The organism is Streptomyces sp. NPDC107575 (assembly GCF_055657265.1).
The window spans coordinates 476565-496051 of record NZ_JBVKBG010000003.1 but is presented as its reverse complement, the minus strand read 5'-3'; the positions used below and the strand labels follow the sequence as shown (position 1 = coordinate 496051).

The following is a 19487-nucleotide window of genomic DNA, read 5'->3' as shown; positions in this document are numbered from 1 at the left end:
CGGAGCGGACGCGTCCATTCACGCACGCGTGCCCCGCCCCGGCAATCGGGACGGGGCACGCACGCGTACCTGTCAGGAGGCCTTACAGGCCGTAGCGCTCGCGCGCCTCCTTCACGGCCGTCGCCTTGACCTCGCCGCGGCGGGCGAGCTGGGCGAGGGCCGCGACGACGATCGACTCGGCGTCGACGCCGAAGTGGCGGCGGGCGTCCTCACGGGTGTCCGAGAGGCCGAAGCCGTCGGCACCGAGCGAGGTGTAGTCCTGCTCGACCCACTGCGCGATCTGGTCGGGGACCTGGCGCATGTAGTCCGACACGGCCAGGACCGGGCCCTCGGCGCCGGCCAGCGCCTGACGGACGAACGGCACGCGCTCCTCGCCCTCCAGGAGCGCCTCGTCGGCCTCCAGGGCGTCGCGGCGCAGCTCCGTCCAGGAGGTCGCGGACCACACGTCGGCGGCCACGCCCCAGTCCTCGGCGAGCAGCTGCTGCGCCTTGAGCGCCCAGTGGATCGCCGTACCGGAACCGATGAGGTTGGTGCGCGGGGCGTTCGCCGCCGCCACCTCCACACCGGCGGTCTCCGCCGTGTTGAAGCGGTAGAGGCCCTTGACGATGGCCTCGTCGAGACCCTCCACGGCCGGCTTGGCCGGCTGCGGCATCGGCTCGTTGTAGACCGTCAGGTAGTAGAAGACGTCCTGGTCCTCGCCCGGCTTGGCCTCGCCGTACATGCGGCGCAGGCCCTCCTTCATGATGACCGCGATCTCGTAGGCGAACGCCGGGTCGTAGGAGAGAGCGGCCGGGTTGGTGGCCGCGATCATCGGCGAGTGGCCGTCCGCGTGCTGCAGACCCTCACCGGTCAGCGTCGTGCGACCGGCGGTGGCGCCGACGACGAAGCCGCGGCCCATCTGGTCGGCGAGCTGCCAGAACTGGTCGCCCGTGCGCTGCCAGCCGAACATCGAGTAGAAGATGTACAGCGGGATCATCTGCTCGCCGTGCGTCGAGTACGACGTGGCGGCGGCGATGAAGTCGGCGAGCGAACCGGCCTCGTTGATCCCCTCGTTGAGGATCTGGCCGGACTCGGACTCCTTGTAGTACATGAGCTGGTCGCGGTCGACCGGGTCGTACGTCTGGCCCTTGGGCGAGTACAGACCGAGCGACGGGAACAGCGACTCCATGCCGAAGGTGCGCGCCTCGTCGGGGATGATCGGCACCCAGCGCTTGCCGGACGTCTTGTCCCGTACGAGGTCCTTCAGGAGCCGTACGAGCGCCATCGTCGAGGCCACGGACTGCGAGCCGGAGCCCTTGTCGAACGAGGCGAAGGCCTTGTCGGCGGGCGCGGGCAGCGGCGCGAGCGGCTGCGTGCGGCGGGCCGGGGCGGGACCGCCGAGGGCGGCGCGACGCTCGGCGAGGTAGCGCAGCTCGGGGGAGCCCTCCGCGGGACGGGCGTACGGGACGACGCCGTCCTCGAACCTGCTGTCCGGGATCGGGAGGTCAAGGAGGTCACGCATGTCCTTGAACTCGTCGTTCGTCAGCTTCTTCATCTGGTGGTTGGCGTTCTTGGACTCGAAGCCCTTGCCGAGCGTGAAGCCCTTCACCGTCTGCGTCAGGATGACGGTCGGCTTGCCCTTGTGCTCGACGGCCGCCTTGTACGCCGCGTACACCTTGCGGGGCTCGTGGCCACCGCGCGAGGTGTGGAAGCACTCGGAGATCTTGTCGTCGGACAGCACCTTGGCGAGCTCGATCAGCGCCGGGTCCGTGCCGAAGAAGTTCTCGCGGATGTAGGCCACGTCGCGCGTCTGGTACGTCTGGAACTGGGCGTCCGGGACCTCGCGCAGGCGGCGCAGGAGGGCGCCGGTGGTGTCGAGCTGGAAGAGCTCGTCCCAGGCGTTGCCCCACATGGACTTGATGACGTTCCAGCCGGAGCCGCGGAACTGGGCCTCGAGCTCCTGCACCACGCGGAAGTTCGGGCGGACCGGGCCGTCCAGGCGCTGCAGGTTGCAGTTGATGACGAAGGTCAGGTTGTCCAGACCCTCGCGGGCGGCGAGCGTGAGCGCCGAGGTCGACTCGGGCTCGTCCATCTCGCCGTCGCCGAGGAACGCCCAGACGTGCGAGTTCGACGTGTCCTTGATGTTCCGCGCCGTCAGATAGCGGTTGAACCGCGCCTGGTAGACGGCGGAGAGCGGGCCGAGGCCCATGGACACGGTCGGGAACTCCCACAGCCAGGGGAGACGACGCGGGTGCGGGTACGACGGCAGGCCGTTGCCACCCGCCTCGCGGCGGAAGTTGTCGAGCTGCTGCTCGGAGAGGCGGCCGTCGAGGAACGCGCGGGCGTAGATGCCGGGCGAGGCGTGGCCCTGGATGTAGAGCTGGTCGCCCGAGCCGTCGCCCTCCTTGCCGCGGAAGAAGTGGTTGAAGCCGGTCTCGTAGAGCCAGGCGGCCGAGGCGAAGGTGGCGATGTGGCCGCCGACGCCGTGCTTCGAGCCGCGGGTCACCATCGCCGCCGCGTTCCAGCGGTTGTACGCGGTGATCTTCGCTTCCATCTCCTCGTCGCCCGGGAACTCCGGCTCGGCGGCGGTGGGGATGGAGTTGAGGTAGTCCGTCTCAAGAAGCTTCGGCAGCGCCAGGCCGCCCGCTTCGGCGCCTTCCAGCGTCCGCCGCATGAGGTACGCGGCGCGGTGCGGCCCGGCCGCCTGAGTAACGGCGTCCAGGGAGGCCTGCCATTCGGCGGTCTCCTCGGGGTCGCGGTCCGGGAGCTGGTCGAGCTCGCTCGGCTGGATGCGCATGGGGTCGGTCATAGTCGCCGCACGCCTTCCTGAGTCGAAAGGGGTTGGGTGGGGGTGCCCGTTGCCTTTGGCAGGACAGGGCGAGGTCCGGGTGGGGACCCGTCGGCGACTGTAACTCCCTGATCGATGATCGATCAAAGGATTCACCCGCAAAACCTCTTCAGATCGAGAAAGTCGGCACAGGGTGTCGCCGGATTTCGTCGCTCAGGGCACGGAGTGCCTGGTCAGAGAAGCGGAACGTGACGTCTCATGCGCGGGGCGCACACCCCAGGACGTGGGCCTTCACGAGGGCCGCGATCTCCGGGTCGCGGCGCCGGAACGCGGCGACGAGATCGGCGTGCTCCTCCGCGTACGACTGCTGCACGGTGCCGAGCCAGCGGATGGACAGGGCGGTGAAGACCTCGATGCCGAGCCCCTCCCACGTGTGCAGCAGCACGGAGTTGTCCGCCGCCCGCACCAGCGCCCGGTGGAAGGCGACCGTGTGCCGCACCTGGGCGGTCCCGTCCGCCTCCTGGTCGGCCCTGTAGAGGGCCTCCACGTGGGGTTCGAGGGCCGAGCAGTCGTCGGCGAGGTGGTCGGCCGCCAGCTCCGCCGCGATCGCCTCCAGGCCCGCCCTGACGGGGTAGGACTCCTCCAGGTCCGCCGCGCTCAGATTCCGTACGCGCACGCCCTTGTTCGGCGCCGACTCGATGAGCCGCAGCGACTCCAGCTCCCGCAGCGCCTCGCGCACCGGGGTCTGCGAGACCTCCAGCTCGGTCGCGATCCGGCGCTCCACGATGCGCTCGCCCGGCTTCCAGCGGCCGCTGACGATCCCCTCGACGATGTGCTCGCGGATCTGATCGCGAAGCGAGTGGACGACGGGCGCGGTCATGGGGGCTCCTTGGCAGGGTGGACCCGGTGGGTCGGCGGGGACCCTTAGACAATACGGCCGCCGCCCTGGCCAGACGGGGTACGGCCGCGCATGCGACGGGTGATGCCGGTTACAGAGAGCGTTTGTCGGGGGCGGGCTACACAAGGGGGTGCCCGCCCGGGCGTGCGGCTACGCACGCGCGCGTACGACGGCGCCCCCGACCGGAAGTCTCCGGTCGGGGGCGCCGTCGTGCACCTGCTGTCTTTACAGACCGAGCTCGGCGGTGAACTCGCCGGCCTCGAGGATCTGCTTGACCGTCGTCAGGTAGCGGGCGGCGTCCGCGCCGTCCACCAGACGGTGGTCGTAGGAGAGCGTCACGTACGTCATGTCACGGACGGCGATGGTGTCGCCGAGCTCCGGGTCGGAGATGACGACCGGGCGCTTGACCGTGGCACCGATGCCCAGGATGGCGACCTGGTTCGGCGGGACGATGACGGTGTCGAAGAGGGCGCCGCGCGATCCCGTGTTGGAGATCGTGAAGGTCGCGCCGGACAGGTCGTCCGGGGCGATCTTGTTCGTGCGGACCTTGTCGGCCAGCTCGGCGGTCTTCTTGGCGATGCCCGCGATGTTGAGGTCACCCGCGCCCTTGATGACCGGGGTCATCAGGCCCTTCTCCGAGTCGACGGCGATGCCGACGTTCTCGGAGTCGAAGTAGGTGATGGTGCCCTCGTCGTAGTTCAGGCGGGCGTTGATGACCGGGTGGGCCTTCAGCGCCTGGACGGCGGCCTTGACGAAGAACGGCATCGGGGACAGCTTGACGCCCTCGCGGGCGGCGAAGCCGTTCTTGGCCTTGTTGCGGAGCTTCATCAGCTTGGTGATGTCGACCTCGATGACCGAGGACAGCTGAGCCTGCTCCTGCAGCGCCTTGTGCATGTTGTCCGCGATGGCCTTGCGGATGCGCGGCAGCTTGACCGTCTGGCCACGCAGCGGCGAGGCCTCCAGGGAGGGGGCCTTCGGCGCGGCGGCGGCCGGGGCGGCCGGAGCCTGGGCCTTGGCGGCCTCGGCGGCGGCGGTCACGTCCTGCTTGCGGATGCGGCCACCGACGCCGGTGCCCTTGACCGTGGACAGGTCGACGCCGTGCTCGGAGGCGAGCTTGCGCACCAGCGGGGTCACGTACGCGCCCTCGTCGGCCGGGGTGACCGGCGCGGCGGGGGAGGCCGGAGCGGCCGGGGCGACCGGGGCCGGAGCCGGGGCGGCCGGCGCGGGGGCCGGGGCAGCCGGGGCGGCGGGCGCGGCCGGGGCAGCCGGAGCCGCGGGGGCGGCCGGGGCCGGGGCGGGCTCGGGGGCCGGAGCCGGAGCCGGAGCCGGAGCGGCGGCCGGGGCGGCCGGAGCCGGGGCCTCGGCGGCGGCCGGGGCGGCACCCGGGGCACCGATGACGGCGAGCTTGGCGCCGACCTCGGCGGTCTCGTCCTCGCCCACGACGACCTCGAGCAGCACGCCCGCGACCGGGGAGGGGATCTCGGTGTCGACCTTGTCCGTGGAGACCTCGAGCAGCGGCTCGTCCTCCGCGACCTCCTCGCCGACCTCCTTGAGCCAGCGGGTGACGGTGCCCTCGGTGACCGACTCGCCCAGGGCGGGCAGCACGACGTCGGTGCCGGAGGCGCCACCGGCCGGGGCGGCGGGGGCTTCCTGAGCGGCCGGGGCCGGCTCGGCGGCGGGGGCCGGGGCCTCCTGCGCCGGGGCCGGCTCGGCGGCCGGGGCCTCGGCGGCGGCCGGGGCGGGCTCGGCGGCGGGGGCGCCGGAGCCGTCGTCGATGACGGCCAGCTCGGCGCCGACCTCGACCGTCTCGTCCTCGGCGACCTTGATGGAGGCCAGCACGCCGGCGGCGGGGGAGGGGATCTCGGTGTCGACCTTGTCGGTCGAGACCTCGAGCAGCGGCTCGTCGACCTCGACGCGCTCGCCCTCGGCCTTCAGCCAGCGGGTGACAGTGCCTTCGGTGACGCTCTCACCGAGCGCCGGAAGGGATACGGAAACCGCCATGGTTTCTGTTGCTCCTTAACGATGTGCAATGCGCGGCAACGCAGTGCGGAAGTCTGTGGGTGGGTCGTCGCGCCCAAACTGCGACGGGGCGTGGCTGCTAGTCGTGCGCGTGCAGCGGCTTGCCCGCGAGGGCCAGGTGGGCCTCGCCGAGCGCCTCGTTCTGCGTCGGGTGGGCGTGCACGAGCTGGGCGACCTCGGCGGGCAGCGCTTCCCAGTTGTAGATCAGCTGGGCCTCGCCGACCTGCTCGCCCATGCGGTCGCCGACCATGTGGACGCCGACCACGGCACCGTCCTTGACCTGCACGAGCTTGATCTCGCCCGCGGTCTTCAGGATCTTGGACTTGCCGTTGCCCGCGAGGTTGTACTTCAGGGCGACGACCTTGTCCGCACCGTAGATCTCCTTGGCCTTGGCCTCGGTGATACCGACGGAGGCGACCTCCGGGTGGCAGTAGGTCACGCGCGGGACGCCGTCGTAGTCGACCGGAACCGGGTTCAGGCCGGCCAGCCGCTCCGCCACCAGGATGCCCTCGGCGAAGCCGACGTGCGCGAGCTGGAGGGTCGGGACCAGGTCACCGACGGCCGAGACGGTCGGCACGTTCGTCTGCATGTACTCGTCGACGAGGACGAAGCCACGGTCCATGGCCACGCCCTGCTCCTCGTAGCCGAGGCCCTGGGAGACCGGGCCGCGGCCGATGGCGACCAGGAGGACCTCGGCCTCGAAGGTCTTGCCGTCGGCGAGGGTCACGCGGACGCCGTCCTGCGTGTACTCGGCCTTCTCGAAGAAGGTGCCGAGGTTGAACTTGATGCCGCGCTTGCGGAACGCGCGCTCCAGGAGCTTGGAGCTGTTCTCGTCCTCGACCGGGACGAGGTGCTTGAGGCCCTCGACGACCGTGACGTCGGTGCCGAAGGACTTCCACGCCGAGGCGAACTCGACGCCGATGACGCCGCCGCCCAGGACGATCGCGGACTTCGGGACGCGGTCCAGCTTCAGCGCGTGGTCCGAGGAGATGATGCGGTTGCCGTCGATCTCCAGGCCCGGCAGCGACTTCGGCACGGAGCCGGTCGCGAGGAGGACGTGGCGGCCCTGGACGCGCTGGCCGTTGACGTCCACGGACGTCGGGGAGGAGAGCTTGCCCTCACCCTCGATGTACGTCACCTTGCGGGAGGCGATCAGCCCCTGCAGGCCCTTGTACAGACCGGTGACGACCTCGTCCTTGTACTTCTGGACGGCGGGCATGTCGATGCCCTCGAAGGTGGCCTTCACGCCGAACTGCTCGGACTCGCGAGCCTGGTCGGCGATCTCACCGGCGTGCAGCAACGCCTTGGTGGGGATGCAACCAACGTGCAGGCAGGTGCCGCCGACCTTGTTCTTCTCGATCAGGGCGACGTCCAGGCCCAGCTGCGCTCCGCGCAGGGCCGCGGCGTAACCGCCACTGCCACCGCCGAGGATCACTAGGTCGAAAACGGTGCTGGCGTCGTTCGCCACGTCACGTCCTCCATGCATGTGCGCCGTACGCCGGTCTCCGACGACCGGGCGGCGGGGTGTTCGGCCGCTCGTTCTTCGGCCCTGGGTGAGGGCCCTGTCCTGCCGTACCCCATCCTCGCACTTGTCGGCGGGAGTCGGGACGTCGGGCTCCGGGGTGAGACGGCTGTTACACCGGAAACAGCTGTGGCGAGCGGGGACAAACACGCGGATTTCGTCGAAAGCGAACAGCCCCCGGTGCCGTGCACCGGGGGCTGAACAGTGACTTCGCCAGGTCTGCGGAGGCTCAGCCGAGGTCGCCCGCCGCCGTCCGCTCCGCGAGGCGGACCAGCGTACGGACCGCGGAACCCGTGCCGCCCTTGGGCGTGTAACCGAACGGGGCCGACTCGTTGAAGGCCGGTCCGGCGATGTCGAGGTGGGCCCACGTGATGCCCTCGCCGACGAACTCCTGGAGGAACAGTCCTGCGACCAGGCCGCCGCCCATCCGCTCGCCCATGTTGGCGATGTCGGCGGTCGACGAGTCCATGCCCTTGCGCAGGTGCGTCGGCAGCGGCATCGGCCAGGCCGGCTCGCCGGACTCCTCGGCGGCCTCGTGGATCGAGCCGCGGAAGGCGTCGTCGTTGGCCATGATGCCGAACGTGCGGGAGCCGAGCGCCAGCATCATCGCGCCGGTCAGCGTCGCGACGTCGACGATCGCGTCCGGGGTCTCCTCGGAGGCCTTGGCGATGGCGTCGGCGAGCACGAGGCGGCCCTCGGCGTCCGTGTTCAGGACCTCGACCGTCTTGCCCGAGTACATGCGCAGCACGTCGCCGGGGCGGGTGGCCGAGCCCGACGGCATGTTCTCGGCGAGCGCCAGCCAACCGGTGACGTTCACCTCGAGCCCGAGGCGCGCGGCGGCGACGACCGCGGCGAACACGGCGGCGGCGCCGGCCATGTCGCACTTCATCGTCTCGTTGTGCCCCGCCGGCTTGAGCGAGATGCCGCCCGAGTCGTAGGTGATGCCCTTGCCGACGAACGCGAGGTGCTTCTTCGCCTTCGTGGACTTGTACGAGAGCTTCACCAGGCGCGGGCCGGAGGCGGAACCGGCGCCGACGCCGAGGATGCCGCCGTAGCCGCCCTTCTCCAGGGCCTTCACGTCGAGCACCTGCACCTTGATGCCGTGCTCCTTGGCCGCGGCCTGGGCGACGGCGGCGAAGGACTCCGGGTTCAGGTCGTTCGGCGGGGTGTTGATCAGGTCGCGGGCGCGGTTGAGCTCCTCGGTCAGCGCGAGAGCGCGCTCGACGGCCGCCTTGTACGCCTTGTCGCGGGGCTTGCCGCCGAGGATCGCGACCTCGGCGAGCGGGCCCTTGCCGTTCTTCGGGTCCTTCGCGGACTCCTTGTAGGCGTCGAACGCGTAGGCGCCGAGCAGGGCGCCCTCCGCGATCGCGCCGGCGTCCTCGGCGTCGTCGACGGGCAGCGCGAACGCGGCCTTCTTCGAGCCGGCCAGGGCGCGGGCCGCGGCACCGGCGGCGCGGCGCAGCGCCTCGCCGTCGTACGCGCCGTCCTTCTCCGGCTCGCCGCCGAGACCGACCGCCAGCACGATCGGCGCCTTGAAGCCGGACGGGGCGGGGAGCTTGGTCACCTCGCCCTCGCCGCCACTGGCGCCGAGGGCCTCCAGGACGGAACCGAGCTTTCCGTCGTACGCCTTGTCCACGGCTTCCGCGCCGTGCGCGACGACCGGGCCCTTGTCGCCCTTGACGACGCCGACGACGATCGCGTCGGCGCGGAGGCCGGTCGCCGCGGCGGTGCTGAGAGTCAGAGCAGTCACGGTGGTGAGGTCCCTCTTTCATCGGGTGGATCGGCTTCTTTGCCGGGGCCGGGGGTAGTTGGCCCGCCCGGGGCCGAGCCTACGCCCGTCGTTCTTGGGGTGCTTCGTCCAGGTGCGGCCCACCGCTGGGGCGCTGCCCCAGACCCCGCTGCTCAATCGCCGCAGGGGCTTAATTTGCTCAGCCTAAGGTCAGGATCACCAGGGATGTCGTGGCCGCTGTCTCGGCCAGGGCGCCGAAGACGTCGCCCGTGACTCCGCCGAAGCGGGAGACGCAGCGGCGGGACAGCAACTCGGCCGTCGCACAGCCCAGGACGACCGCCAGGGCGGCCTGGAGGGAGAGGGCGGCCGTCGCCGCGACCACCACCGCCCCCACGATCAGCGCCGCCCGCCGCGACACCGTTTCCGCGACCGCCGCGCCGAGGCCCTCCGGGCGGGCGGCCGGGACGCCGGTGCGGGAGGCGAAGGTCAGGGCGAGGCGCGCGGTGACCGCGGAGACGGTCGCCGCGAGGGCGCCGCGCCACCACGAGTGGCCGAACTGGTCGGCCAGGACCGCGACTTGGGCGAACAGCGCCAGGACGAGGGTCACCACGCCGAAGGGGCCGATGTCCGACTGCTTCATGATCCGCAGCGCGTCGTCCGCGGGCTTCCCGCTGCCCAGGCCGTCCGCGACGTCCGCGAGCCCGTCGAGATGCAGCCCGCGGGTCAGCGCCGCCGGCACCGCGACCGCGGCGACGGCGGCGAGCAGCGCGTTCGCCCCGAGGAACGTCAGCGCCACGCCCGCCGCGGCCGCCACGAGCCCGACGGCCAAGCCGACGAGCGGCGCGCAGAGCATCCCGGCCCGGGCGGCCTCGCGGTCCCAGCGGGTGACCTTCACCCGGAACACCGTGAGGGTCCCGAAGGCGAAACGTATGCCGTCCACTGGTGCTAGTCGTCTTCCTTCGCGGGCTCCGTGGTCTCCGGGAGCTCGGCCGCGAGCGCGGCGGCCGCCTGGACCAGCGGGAGGGCGAGGAGGCCGCCGGTGCCGCCGCCGACGCGGACGTCCTGGTCGAGGAGGACGTCCATGGCCATCCGGTCGAGCGCCTTCGCCTGGGCCGGTTCGCCGCTGGCGTGGGCCGCGAGCCACCAGTCGGGGGCGCGGAACGCGACGCGCTGGCCGACGAGCGCACAGGCCGCGGAGACCACGCCGTCGAGGAGCACGGGCGTGCGCCGCACCGCGCACTGGAGCAGGAAGCCGGTCGCCGCCGCGAGGTCGGCGCCGCCCACCGTGGCGAGGAGCTGGAGCTGGTCGCCGAGGACGGGCCGGGCCCGGCGCAGCGCGTCGCGGACCGCCGCGCACTTGCGCATCCAGGCGAGGTCGTCGATGGGTTCGCCGCCGCGGCCCGTGACGACGGACGCGTCCGTGCCGCACAGCGCGGCGATGAGCGTGGCCGCGGCCGTCGTGCCGCCGACGCTGATGTCGCCGAGGACGACGAGATCCGTACCGGAGTCGGCCTCCTCGTCGGCGACCGCCATGCCCGCGCGGAACGCGGCCTCCGCCTCTTCGAGGGTGAGCGCGTCCTCGGTGTCGATGCGCCCCGAGCCGCGCCGCACGCGCCGGTCGTCGACCGACTTGGGCAGTTCGTCGGGCTCGCAGTCGAGGGAGAGGTCGACGACCCGTACGCCGACGCCGAGCCGGCGCGCGAGCACCGCGCCCGTGGAGGCGCCCTCGACGACCTCCCGTACGAGGCCGGCCGCGCTGCCCGCGGCCCGCTTCGACACGTCGAGATCGGCCACGCCGTGGTCGCCCGCGAAGAGGACCAGGCGCGGCCGCGCGACCGGTCGTACGGGCACCGCGCCCTGGGCGGCACTCAGCCACTCGCCCAGTTCGTCGAGGCGGCCGAGGGCGCCCGGCGGCACGGCGAAGCGTGCCCTGCGTTCCTCGGCATCGCGGCGGGTCCCGCCGTCGGGGCGCTCGATCAGATCGGTGAAGTCGTCGAGGTTCAGCGAGCTCATTCGCCGAACAGTACCGGCCGCCGCGAGGGTCTGGCCCCAGCTGCACCGTCCGTCACGGGACACCGATGGGTGCGTCCTTCCGGCGGACGCAAGCGGCGAGCGGTGAGTCGCCCCGAGGGTGTCAGGAATCGCCCATAGATGATCGGTTGCGTTCATGTTCGCGCCGAATTGTCATATCCCGCGCGCTTGTTGCGGTAACGCAGACGATGACTGGAGGCCTCCCCATGACCGCCCCCGCCACCCCTCAGGCCGTCGCCGAGCGCCGCCCCGCGTATCTCACCGAACTCGCCCAGGGCACCGAACGCTTCCACGAGCCGCGCCGCCCCGACTGCCCCTGGTGCGGCAGCACCCGGCTGCGCACCCGCCTGCGCACCACCGACCTCCTCCAGCACAAGCCCGGCAGCTTCACCCTCGTCCAGTGCGGGTCCTGCGCCCACTCGTTCCAGAACCCCCGCCTCACCCCGGAGGGACTGGACTTCTACTACCGGGACTTCTGCGAGGGCCGCTACGCCGATCAGGCCGAGTGGATCTTCCGTGCGCGCACCTCGGCCCACCGCGACCGGTCGCGTGCCCGCGCCCTCGCCGCGTTCACCGAACCGGAGAGCTGGCTCGACGTCGGTACGGGCCAGGGCCACTTCCCCGCGGCCGCCCAGGAGGTCCTCCCGTACACCGCCTTCGACGGCCTCGACAGCGGCGAAGGCGTCGAGCAGGCCCGCAGGGCGGGCCGCGTCGAACGGGCCCACCAGGGCCTGCTCACCGACCTCGCCCCCAGCCTTGAGGGCGGCTACGACGCGCTGAGCATGTTCCATCACCTGGACCGCTCCCGCGATCCGCGCGAGGAACTGAAGGCGGCGCGCCGCGTGCTGCGCCCCGGCGGGCATCTGATGATCGAGCTGCCCGACCCCGAGAGCCGCTTCGCGAAGCTCCTCGGCAAGTGGTGGATCTCGTACTTCCAGCCGCAGCACCTGCACCTGATCCCGCTCGCCAACCTCCGCGCCGAACTGCGCGCCCTCGGCTACACGGTCGTCGCCGTCGACCGCCGCGCGGCCCACGTCCCGCTGGATCTCGCGGCGGGACTCGCCCTGTTCGCGGGCCGGCACCTGCCCGACGCCGACGACCCGTGGCGCACCAAGGCCCCCGGCGAGGCCCACCGCGTCCTGCGCAAGGTCCTCATGTACGCCGTCGCGCCCGCGTTCCTCGCCGCCTGCGCGGCCGACCGGCTGCTCGCCCCGCTGGCCCGCCGCACCCGCTTCTCCAACGCGTACCGGGTGATCGCGCGCCGCGACCCGGACGCGTGAGCCGGTGGGTCAGCCGCGCAGCGCGAGCGGCTGGCCCGCGACGACGAGCAGCACGTGCTCGCACTCGGCCGCGAACGCCGCGTTCAGCCGGCCCAGTTCGTCCCGGTAGCGGCGCCCCGAGGCGGTCGCGGGCACGATCCCCGAACCCACCTCGTTCGAGACGGCGACGACGGTGCGCCGCGTACGCCGCACGGCGTCGACCAGCTCGGAGACCCGCTCCCGCAGCGCCTTCTCGCCGCCGCCCGCCCACTCGGCGTCGTCCCAGGCCCCCACCTCGTCCATCGCGTACGTCAGCCACAGCGACAGACAGTCGACGAGCAGCGGGGCGGAGTCCTCGGGGTCCTCCAACAGCGGTACGAGGTCGCAGGTCTCCGCCGTCCGCCAGGACCCGGGCCGCCGCTCCCGGTGCGCGGCCACCCGCTGCGCCCACTCCGTGTCCCCGCCGCGCGTCCCGCCGGTCGCCACGTACAGCACATCGGGGAACGCCTCCAGGCGCCGCTCCGCCTCCACCGACTTCCCGGACCGCGCCCCGCCGAGCACCAGCGTTCTGCGCGGAACATCGGGCACGTCCTCGTACGTGCCGACGTCCAGGGTCGTGCCGTCGGGCACGGCCCGCGCGCCCGCGGCCGCGAGCCGTCGCGTCAGCTCGGGACCGGGCGGCACGTCATGGTCCAGATGGACGGCGAGGACGTCGGTGGTCGGGCCGATCGCGCCCACGGAGCGCAGCCGGGCGAGCGCGTCGGGGCGTCCGACGACGTCCGCGAGGACCATCTCGTACGGCACCCGTGGCTCGTCGAAGCCCGCGGGAGCGGTGCCCGGCGGCAGATACAGCAGCCGCTCGCCCTCGGGCCCGGTCACCTCGTAGCCGGTGCCCGGCGCGTCCAGGGCGAGCGCCCGCACCCGGTGCCCGCTCATGAGCGCCAGCTCCCGGCCGTCCGGCACCCGGCCGGGCTGCGGAAGCCCCGCGGGCACCTCGACCGCGGGCCCGTCGTGCGGATGCGAGAGCAGGACCTGCCGTACGCCGCCGAGGCTGTGCCCCGAACGGGCCGCCGCGAACGCGGCCCCCGGCGTCAGGTCGAGCAGCAGCGTCCCGTCGATCAGGACCGCCGTCGCGGCACGGGCGTCGCGGCCGAGCGCGGTCGCGCAGGCGGCGCAAGGGCAGTCGGGGCGGGGCAGCCCGTCGGGGCCGCCGGTGCCGAGCAGTGTCAGTTCCACAGGAAGATCCTCCCGCGCCCCCTTGATCGACGCGCGCCCGGATAGGCTTCCGGGGACAAGCGGTACAGCGGACGTCCGAGACCGGGAGGCTGACATGGCGGCGTGGACGTGGCGGTTCGAGAAGTCCGACGGGACGGAGGTGGCTCCCGCGGTACAGCCCGAGGAGTTCACCACGCAGGGGGACGCCGAGTCCTGGGTCGGCGAGTACTGGAAGCAGCTCGCGGACGGGGGCGCCGACCAGGTCACTCTCCGTGAGGACGACAAGGTGATCTACGGGCCGATGAGCCTCCATGCGGAGGAAGCGGACACGGACGCCTCGGCGTAGGGCGGCTTTTCGCGCTGGTGCGGCGGCTGAGCAAATCAAGCCCCTGCGGCGATTGAGCAGCGGGGTCCGGGGCAGAGCCCCGAGACCGCAACCACATCCGCCGAAACGAGGTCGGCCGAGGCGAAACGCTCGGTCGACCTCAGCCCCGCACCCCGCACAAATGGAGCAGCGCCGCCACCCGCCGGTACGGGTCGGAACGCCCCGCCCGCTCCTCCGCGGCGAGCAACGTCTGCAGCTCCCCGTGCTCCGACGCCACCACGTCGTCCCCCGCCTGATCGGTGAAGACCCGCACCCCGTACCAGGCGTGCAGCGGCGCCCCGATCCCCGCGAGCGTCTCCGTCAGCGGGTCGAGCCGGTCGGCCCTGACGTCGAGCCCGAGCCGGTTCGTGTACTTCGTCGACTCGAAGGCGCCGAGCGCGCCGATCCAGTCACCGGCGAGCCCCGGCCGCATCGCGAGCGCGTCACCATTGCGCACGACCAGCGAGAGCAGCCCGCCCGGCGCCAGCATCCTGGCCAGGCCCGCGAGCAGCGCGTCGGGATCCTCGACGTACATCAGGACGCCGTGACAGAGCACGACGTCGAAGCTGCCCGGCAGGAAGTGCACACCGGTGTCCATGCCGTTGCCCTGCACCAGCCGGACCCGGTCGCGGACCCCCGCGGGCTCCGTGGCGAGCGCCCGGCCCGCCACGGCGACCATGTCCGGATCCTGCTCCACGCCGGTCACCTTGTGCCCGGCGCGGGCGAGGCGCAGCGCCTGTGTGCCCTGGCCCATCCCCACGTCGAGCACCCGCAGCCGCTGGCCGACGGGGAACCGCGCGGCCAGCTGCTCGTCGAGCTGCCGGGCCACCAGCTCCTGGCGCACGATGTTGCGAAGCCCGCCGAGCTTGTCCAGCCAGGAGTGCACAGCGTCGCCGGCGAAAGCCTCCGTGCTCAGGGCCGCTCTCCGCGCTTGACCTGCGGCTTCGGCAGGCGCAGTCGCTTCATCTGGAGCGTGCGCATGAGCGCGTACGCGACGGCGCCCTTGCGGCGCTCGTTCGGGAACTTCTCCGCGAGGATCTTCTTCAGGCGGAAGCCGGTGACGGCCGAGTCCACCACGATCGCGACGATCACGAACAGCCACAGCAGCAGCGCGATGTTCTGCAGCGAACCGACGCGGATCATGCTCAGGACGAGGATGACCACCGCCATCGGCAGGAAGTACTCGGCGATCGCGAAGCGCGAGTCGACGAAGTCGCGCGCGAACTTGCGCACCGGGCCCTTGTCACGGGCCGGCAGGTAACGCTCGTCGCCGTTGGCCAGCGCCTCGCGCTGGCGCTGCATCGCGGTGCGGCGCTCGTCGCGCGAGCGGTTGCGGGCCTCCTTCGGCGTCATCTTGGTGTTGGCCACGCTGCGGCGCTGCGTCTGGGCCTCGCTGCGCTTCGGCGTGGGGCGGCCCTTGGGCGCCTGCGGGTCTCGGGGTTCTTTGGACATGGTCACCTTGGCCTGCGCGGCCTGGGCCTTGTCGTCCTTGGATCGGCTACGGAACACAATCGCCAGGGTACGTGGTGGTCGTGCATCGACCACAGGCCAGTGGGGAACGATCCGACAACACCCCGCGTCCTCAGGTCAGGGGTCATCTACTCCTTGCGCCGGAGCGGGGCCGGAAGCAGTCGTCCTCGGGGATGAGCGCATCCGTACCTGAACAGTGCGGTAATAGAGGCAGGACCCGTACTGTGGTTTCTGTCGCAGTGCTGGAGCTGGACCAAGGCTGGATCTGTCAGAAGGGGGCGCGCGAAGCCCATGAGCGGTGTCATGAAGCGTATGGGGATGATCTTCCGCGCGAAGGCGAACAAGGCCCTTGACCGGGCCGAGGACCCGCGCGAAACCCTCGATTACTCGTACCAGAAGCAGCTGGAGCTGCTCCAGAAGGTACGCAGGGGAGTCGCGGACGTCGCGACCTCCCGCAAGCGCCTGGAGCTGCAGCTCGGTCAGCTCCAGTCCCAGTCTTCCAAGCTCGAGGACCAGGGCCGCAAGGCGCTCGCGCTCGGCAGGGAGGACCTGGCCCGCGAGGCGCTGTCCCGCCGTGCCGCGCTCCAGCAGCAGGTCACGGACCTGGAGACGCAGCACCAGACGCTTCAGGGCGAGGAGGAGAAGCTCACCCTCGCGGCCCAGCGGCTGCAGGCCAAGGTCGACGCCTTCCGCACCAAGAAGGAAACGATCAAGGCGACGTACACGGCGGCGCAGGCGCAGACCCGGATCGGCGAGGCGTTCTCCGGCATCTCCGAGGAGATGGGCGACGTCGGCATGGCGATCCAGCGTGCCGAGGACAAGACCGCGCAGCTGCAGGCGCGGGCCGGCGCGATCGACGAGCTGCTCGCCTCCGGCGCGCTCGACGACTCGTCCGGCCTCGCCAAGGACGACATCCAGAGCGAGCTGGACCGGCTCTCCGGTGGTACGGATGTAGAGCTGGAGCTGCAGCGCATGAAGGCGGAGCTGTCCGGAGGCTCGTCCTCCTCGCAGCAGGCGCTCGAGGGCGGCCAGGAACAGGGTCAGTCCGCGCAGCAGCCCCAGGACACCCCGCGCTTCGACAAGCAGTAGCGCCTGTAGAGCCTGTAGTGCCTTGAGGAGGCCGACATGATCGTCCGGATCATGGGGGAGGGCCAGGTGGAGTTGGCGGACGACCACTTCACCGAACTCAACAAGCTCGACGACGAACTCCTCGCGGAGATGGAGAGCGGTGACGAGGCGGCGTTCCGCCGCACGCTCACCGCTCTCCTGGACGCGGTCCGCCGCCTGGGCGCTCCGCTGCCGGACGACGCCCTTGAGCCGTCGGAGCTGATCCTGCCCGCGGCGGACGCCACGCTGGCGGAGGTCCGCGACATGCTCAGCGACGACGGCCTGATCCCGGGCTGACACGCGGCTCCGCCGGGTTCCGGGGGCGTCGGTCCCGGTTGGGGCGGGTTCTGCCGCGCCGGCGTTACGGCCTCGGGGCTCTGCCCCGGACCCCGCTGCTCAATCGCCGCAGGGGCTTGAACGTGCCGGCCTACCGGCGAGTGACACCCCTGCCCGAGCCCGCCCCTCCAGGGGCGTCGGCTCACGGGGTCCCGCCGCCGATCCGTCTCGCCTCCCGTTCCTGTGGGCCGATTCCGTCTCGAGGTCGGCTCCCCACCCGACCCGTTGCGGTCGACGGCCACCGCCTCGCGTGTTCTGCCGAAGGTCCGGCCCCCCACCCATTGCGGTCGACCGCCACCGCCTCGGGTGTTCTGCCGAGGGTCCGGCTTCCCACCCGTCGCGGTGGGCCGTCACCGGCTTGGGCAATCTGCCGCCTGGGGCGGCAGGGTGGGCAAGGCGGCCCCCGGTGCCGCGCAACCGTTACGGGAGGCACTCGCCACGGGGTTTACGCCCCGGCGCCGTTCGGGCGCTCCCGTGGCGGGCCTCGTCCCTGGTCGGCCCAACACCCCGTGCCTGCGCAGCAATTGCGGCATGCGCCGACCTCGTTGCGCCCCTGGGCCACGGGGGCCGGAGCCCCCGGAGGGGGCGGGTGGGTGGGAGAGGGGCGAAGGCACTGCGGAACACACCGTGGGGCAGTCACGGGCCGCCTGGCCCCGACCCCGGTACAGCTCCACCCCTGGCCCCGCGGGGCCGAAGCCCCCGGTCCCCCCGCCCCCGGTACAGCCCCGGCCCCCGGCCCAGCGCACCCCACACCCCCGGTCCCGCCGGCAGGCGACCCGCTACCGTGAACCCGGTGAACCCCTTCGTACGGTGGGCCAGGACGCATCCTCTGGCCCTGGACGCGACCCTCGCGTTCGGTGTCCTCCTCTGCATGGTCGCCGGCTCCTTCGTCGACCCGCACGGCCCGGAGGGAACGTACGCCTGGGGTGCCAGAACCCCGAACGTGCTCAGCCTCGTCCTGATGCTGCTGGGCGCCGCCGCCCTCGTGTTCCGCCGCCGCGCCCCCTGGTACGTACTGGCCGCGACCTCCACCGTCTCCGTCGTCGAACTGGTCACCGGCGACCCCCGCGCCCCCGTCGTGATGTCCGCGGTCGTCGCCCTCTTCACCGTCGCCGCGACCACCGACCGCCCCACCACCTGGCGCGTAGGCCTGGCGACCATGGCCGTACTGACCGGCATCGCCATGTTCGCGGGACCGCTGCCCTGGTACTCCCAGGAGAACCTGGGGATCTTCGCGTGGACCGGCATGGCCGCGGCCGCCGGCGACGCCGTCCGCTCCCGCCGCGCCTTCGTCACCGCGATCCGCGAGCGCGCCGAACGCGCCGAGCGCACCCGCGAGGAGGAGGCCCGGCGCCGCGTCGCGGAGGAGCGGCTGCGGATCGCCCGCGACCTGCACGACGTCGTCGCCCACCACATCGCCCTCGTGAACGTGCAGGCCGGCGTCGCGGCCCACGTCATGGACCGGCGCCCCGACCAGGCCAAGGAAGCGCTCTCCCACGTCCGCGAGGCCAGCCGCTCCGCCCTCAACGAACTCCGTGCCACGGTCGGCCTGTTGAGGCAGACCGGGGACCCGGAGGCACCCACCGAGCCCGCCCCCGGCCTCGACCGGCTCGACGACCTCGTCGACACCTTCCGGCACGCGGGCCTGCCCGTCGAGGTGGCCCGCGCGAAGGACGCCCCCGCGCTGCCCGCCGCCGTCGACCTCGCCGCCTTCCGTGTCGTACAGGAAGCGCTGACGAACGTACAGAAGCACGCGGGCCCCGACGCCAAGGCCGAGGTCAGCGTCGTACGCGTGGGCCCCAATGTGGAGATCACCATTCTCGACAACGGCCCCGGCGCCGCCGCCTCGCACGGCGACTACCCACGGGACCCCGACGAGCCCGACGCGAACGGCGGCCACGGCCTCCTCGGCATGCGCGAACGCGTCACCGCCCTCGGCGGCACCCTCACCGCGGGACCGCGCTACGGCGGCGGTTTCCGCGTCCATGCGATCCTTCCGACCAAGGCCCGCCCCGCCGGCACCACCTCCACCGGCGGCACCGACACCCCCGAGGACGCCACCACATGACCAGCGCGACGATCAGGGTGCTCCTCGCCGACGACCAGGCCCTGCTGCGCAGCGCCTTCCGCGTGCTCGTCGACTCCGAGCCCGACATGGAGGTGGTGGGGGAGGCATCCGACGGCGCCGAGGCCGTCCGCCTCGCCCGCTCCGAGCGCCCCGACGTCGTCCTCATGGACATCCGGATGCCCGGCACCGACGGCCTCGCCGCCACCCGCGAGATCAGCGCGGACCCGGAGCTGTGCCACGTGCACGTCGTGATGCTGACGACCTTCGAGGTCGACGAGTACGTGGTGCAGTCGCTGCGGGCCGGCGCCTCCGGCTTCCTCGGCAAGGGCGCCGAACCCGACGAACTGCTCGGCGCCGTCCGGATCGCGGCGGCGGGCGACGCCCTGCTCTCGCCCGTGGCGACCAAAGGTCTGATCGCCAAGTTCCTCGCGCAGGGGGACGGTTACGAGGAGGGGGAGCGCCTCACGGACGGCCGCGCCGAGCGGCTCACCGCGCTCACCGGCCGCGAGCGCGAGGTCCTTGTCCAGGTCGCGGGCGGTCACTCCAACGACGAGATCGCCGAGCGCCTCGAGGTCAGCCCGCTCACCGTGAAGACCCACGTCAACCGCGCCATGGCCAAGCTGGGCGCCCGCGACCGCGCCCAACTCGTCGTCATCGCGTACGAATCGGGCCTGGTACGCCCAAGGGTGGAGTGACCCTTAC

At 72.3% G+C, this 19487-nt stretch carries 16 protein-coding genes; 6 read left to right on the top strand and 10 right to left on the bottom strand.

Translation table 11 applies throughout. The features are described 5' to 3' along the window. Positions 1 to 82: 82 nt before the first annotated feature. The 7 genes from aceE to ACZ7L4_RS15455 form a co-directional block, all read right to left on the bottom strand. On the bottom strand, positions 83 to 2788 hold the full coding sequence (gene aceE / locus ACZ7L4_RS15485) for a pyruvate dehydrogenase (acetyl-transferring), homodimeric type (RefSeq protein ID WP_472102737.1): 2706 nt from the start codon (positions 2786 to 2788) through the stop codon (positions 83 to 85). A gap of 235 nt (positions 2789 to 3023) precedes the next feature. Then, positions 3024 to 3647, bottom strand: coding sequence for a GntR family transcriptional regulator (locus ACZ7L4_RS15480; RefSeq protein ID WP_306323535.1), 624 nt, complete (start codon positions 3645 to 3647; stop codon positions 3024 to 3026). Positions 3648 to 3890: 243 nt separating this feature from the next. Further along, positions 3891 to 5666, bottom strand: coding sequence for a 2-oxoglutarate dehydrogenase, E2 component, dihydrolipoamide succinyltransferase (gene sucB / locus ACZ7L4_RS15475; RefSeq protein WP_472102735.1), 1776 nt, complete (start codon positions 5664 to 5666; stop codon positions 3891 to 3893). A 97-nt stretch (positions 5667 to 5763) separates the two neighbouring features. Beyond that, complete coding sequence (gene lpdA, locus ACZ7L4_RS15470; RefSeq protein ID WP_472102733.1) at positions 5764 to 7152, bottom strand: dihydrolipoyl dehydrogenase; 1389 nt, start codon at positions 7150 to 7152, stop codon at positions 5764 to 5766. A gap of 283 nt (positions 7153 to 7435) precedes the next feature. Next, the gene (locus ACZ7L4_RS15465) at positions 7436 to 8956 is read right to left on the bottom strand and encodes a leucyl aminopeptidase (RefSeq protein ID WP_472102731.1); all 1521 of its coding nucleotides are present in this window, start codon (positions 8954 to 8956) and stop codon (positions 7436 to 7438) included. Positions 8957 to 9134: 178 nt separating this feature from the next. Then, positions 9135 to 9875, bottom strand: a complete 741-nt coding sequence (locus tag ACZ7L4_RS15460; protein ID WP_472102729.1) for an adenosylcobinamide-GDP ribazoletransferase — start codon at positions 9873 to 9875, stop codon at positions 9135 to 9137. Between the two features lie 5 nt (positions 9876 to 9880). Further along, positions 9881 to 10948 carry a nicotinate-nucleotide--dimethylbenzimidazole phosphoribosyltransferase gene (locus ACZ7L4_RS15455; protein ID WP_472102727.1) on the bottom strand — a complete coding sequence of 356 codons (1068 nt, stop codon included), beginning with the start codon at positions 10946 to 10948 and terminating at the stop codon, positions 9881 to 9883. Between the two features lie 224 nt (positions 10949 to 11172). Between ACZ7L4_RS15455 and ACZ7L4_RS15450 the strand changes: the two genes are divergently transcribed. After that, positions 11173 to 12246: a class I SAM-dependent methyltransferase gene (locus ACZ7L4_RS15450; protein ID WP_472102725.1), complete on the top strand. Its 1074-nt coding sequence runs from the start codon at positions 11173 to 11175 to the stop codon at positions 12244 to 12246. Positions 12247 to 12255: 9 nt separating this feature from the next. Here ACZ7L4_RS15450 and ACZ7L4_RS15445 read toward each other — a convergent pair whose 3' ends face one another. Beyond that, entirely contained in the window at positions 12256 to 13461 is a 1206-nt protein-coding gene (locus tag ACZ7L4_RS15445; protein WP_472102723.1) for a bifunctional adenosylcobinamide kinase/adenosylcobinamide-phosphate guanylyltransferase, read from the bottom strand. 94 nt (positions 13462 to 13555) lie between these two features. Here ACZ7L4_RS15445 and ACZ7L4_RS15440 point away from each other — a divergent pair, with 94 nt between their 5' ends. Continuing rightward, positions 13556 to 13786: a hypothetical protein gene (locus ACZ7L4_RS15440; protein WP_472102721.1), complete on the top strand. Its 231-nt coding sequence runs from the start codon at positions 13556 to 13558 to the stop codon at positions 13784 to 13786. A gap of 139 nt (positions 13787 to 13925) precedes the next feature. Here the strand turns inward: ACZ7L4_RS15440 and ACZ7L4_RS15435 are convergent, their stop codons facing one another. Together ACZ7L4_RS15435 and ACZ7L4_RS15430 are read right to left on the bottom strand one after the other, a co-directional pair. Then, positions 13926 to 14633 (bottom strand): class I SAM-dependent methyltransferase, encoded by a 708-nt coding sequence (locus ACZ7L4_RS15435; protein ID WP_472104023.1) that lies wholly within the window; start codon positions 14631 to 14633, stop codon positions 13926 to 13928. An 83-nt stretch (positions 14634 to 14716) separates the two neighbouring features. Continuing rightward, a complete protein-coding gene (locus ACZ7L4_RS15430; protein WP_450813486.1) occupies positions 14717 to 15313 on the bottom strand; it encodes a DUF3043 domain-containing protein in 597 nt (198 codons plus the stop codon). Positions 15314 to 15565: 252 nt separating this feature from the next. On the opposite strand from ACZ7L4_RS15430, the gene ACZ7L4_RS15425 reads away from it, so the two are divergent. The 4 genes from ACZ7L4_RS15425 to ACZ7L4_RS15410 all read left to right on the top strand — a co-directional run bounded on the left by ACZ7L4_RS15425 (position 15566) and on the right by ACZ7L4_RS15410 (position 19480). Then, on the top strand, positions 15566 to 16363 hold the full coding sequence (locus ACZ7L4_RS15425; protein WP_450813487.1) for a PspA/IM30 family protein: 798 nt from the start codon (positions 15566 to 15568) through the stop codon (positions 16361 to 16363). A 36-nt stretch (positions 16364 to 16399) separates the two neighbouring features. Continuing rightward, entirely contained in the window at positions 16400 to 16678 is a 279-nt protein-coding gene (gene pspAA / locus ACZ7L4_RS15420) for a PspA-associated protein PspAA (RefSeq protein WP_472102719.1), read from the top strand. An 832-nt stretch (positions 16679 to 17510) separates the two neighbouring features. Next, entirely contained in the window at positions 17511 to 18785 is a 1275-nt protein-coding gene (locus tag ACZ7L4_RS15415) for a sensor histidine kinase (RefSeq protein ID WP_472102718.1), read from the top strand. Continuing rightward, the gene (locus ACZ7L4_RS15410) at positions 18782 to 19480 is read left to right on the top strand and encodes a response regulator transcription factor (protein ID WP_472102716.1); all 699 of its coding nucleotides are present in this window, start codon (positions 18782 to 18784) and stop codon (positions 19478 to 19480) included. Before ACZ7L4_RS15415 ends, ACZ7L4_RS15410 begins: the two co-directional genes overlap by 4 nt. Positions 19481 to 19487: the final 7 nt, after the last annotated feature.

Coding starts and splice junctions, on each gene's coding strand:
- ACZ7L4_RS15455 (WP_472102727.1), bottom strand. CDS start 10,948: ATGAGCTCGCTGAACCTCGACGACTTCACCGATCTGATCGAGCGCCCC.
- pspAA (WP_472102719.1), top strand. CDS start 16,400: ATGATCGTCCGGATCATGGGGGAGGGCCAGGTGGAGTTGGCGGACGAC.
- ACZ7L4_RS15410 (WP_472102716.1), top strand. CDS start 18,782: ATGACCAGCGCGACGATCAGGGTGCTCCTCGCCGACGACCAGGCCCTG.
- ACZ7L4_RS15425 (WP_450813487.1), top strand. CDS start 15,566: ATGAGCGGTGTCATGAAGCGTATGGGGATGATCTTCCGCGCGAAGGCG.
- ACZ7L4_RS15480 (WP_306323535.1), bottom strand. CDS start 3,647: ATGACCGCGCCCGTCGTCCACTCGCTTCGCGATCAGATCCGCGAGCAC.
- ACZ7L4_RS15440 (WP_472102721.1), top strand. CDS start 13,556: ATGGCGGCGTGGACGTGGCGGTTCGAGAAGTCCGACGGGACGGAGGTG.
- ACZ7L4_RS15450 (WP_472102725.1), top strand. CDS start 11,173: ATGACCGCCCCCGCCACCCCTCAGGCCGTCGCCGAGCGCCGCCCCGCG.
- sucB (WP_472102735.1), bottom strand. CDS start 5,666: ATGGCGGTTTCCGTATCCCTTCCGGCGCTCGGTGAGAGCGTCACCGAA.
- aceE (WP_472102737.1), bottom strand. CDS start 2,788: ATGACCGACCCCATGCGCATCCAGCCGAGCGAGCTCGACCAGCTCCCG.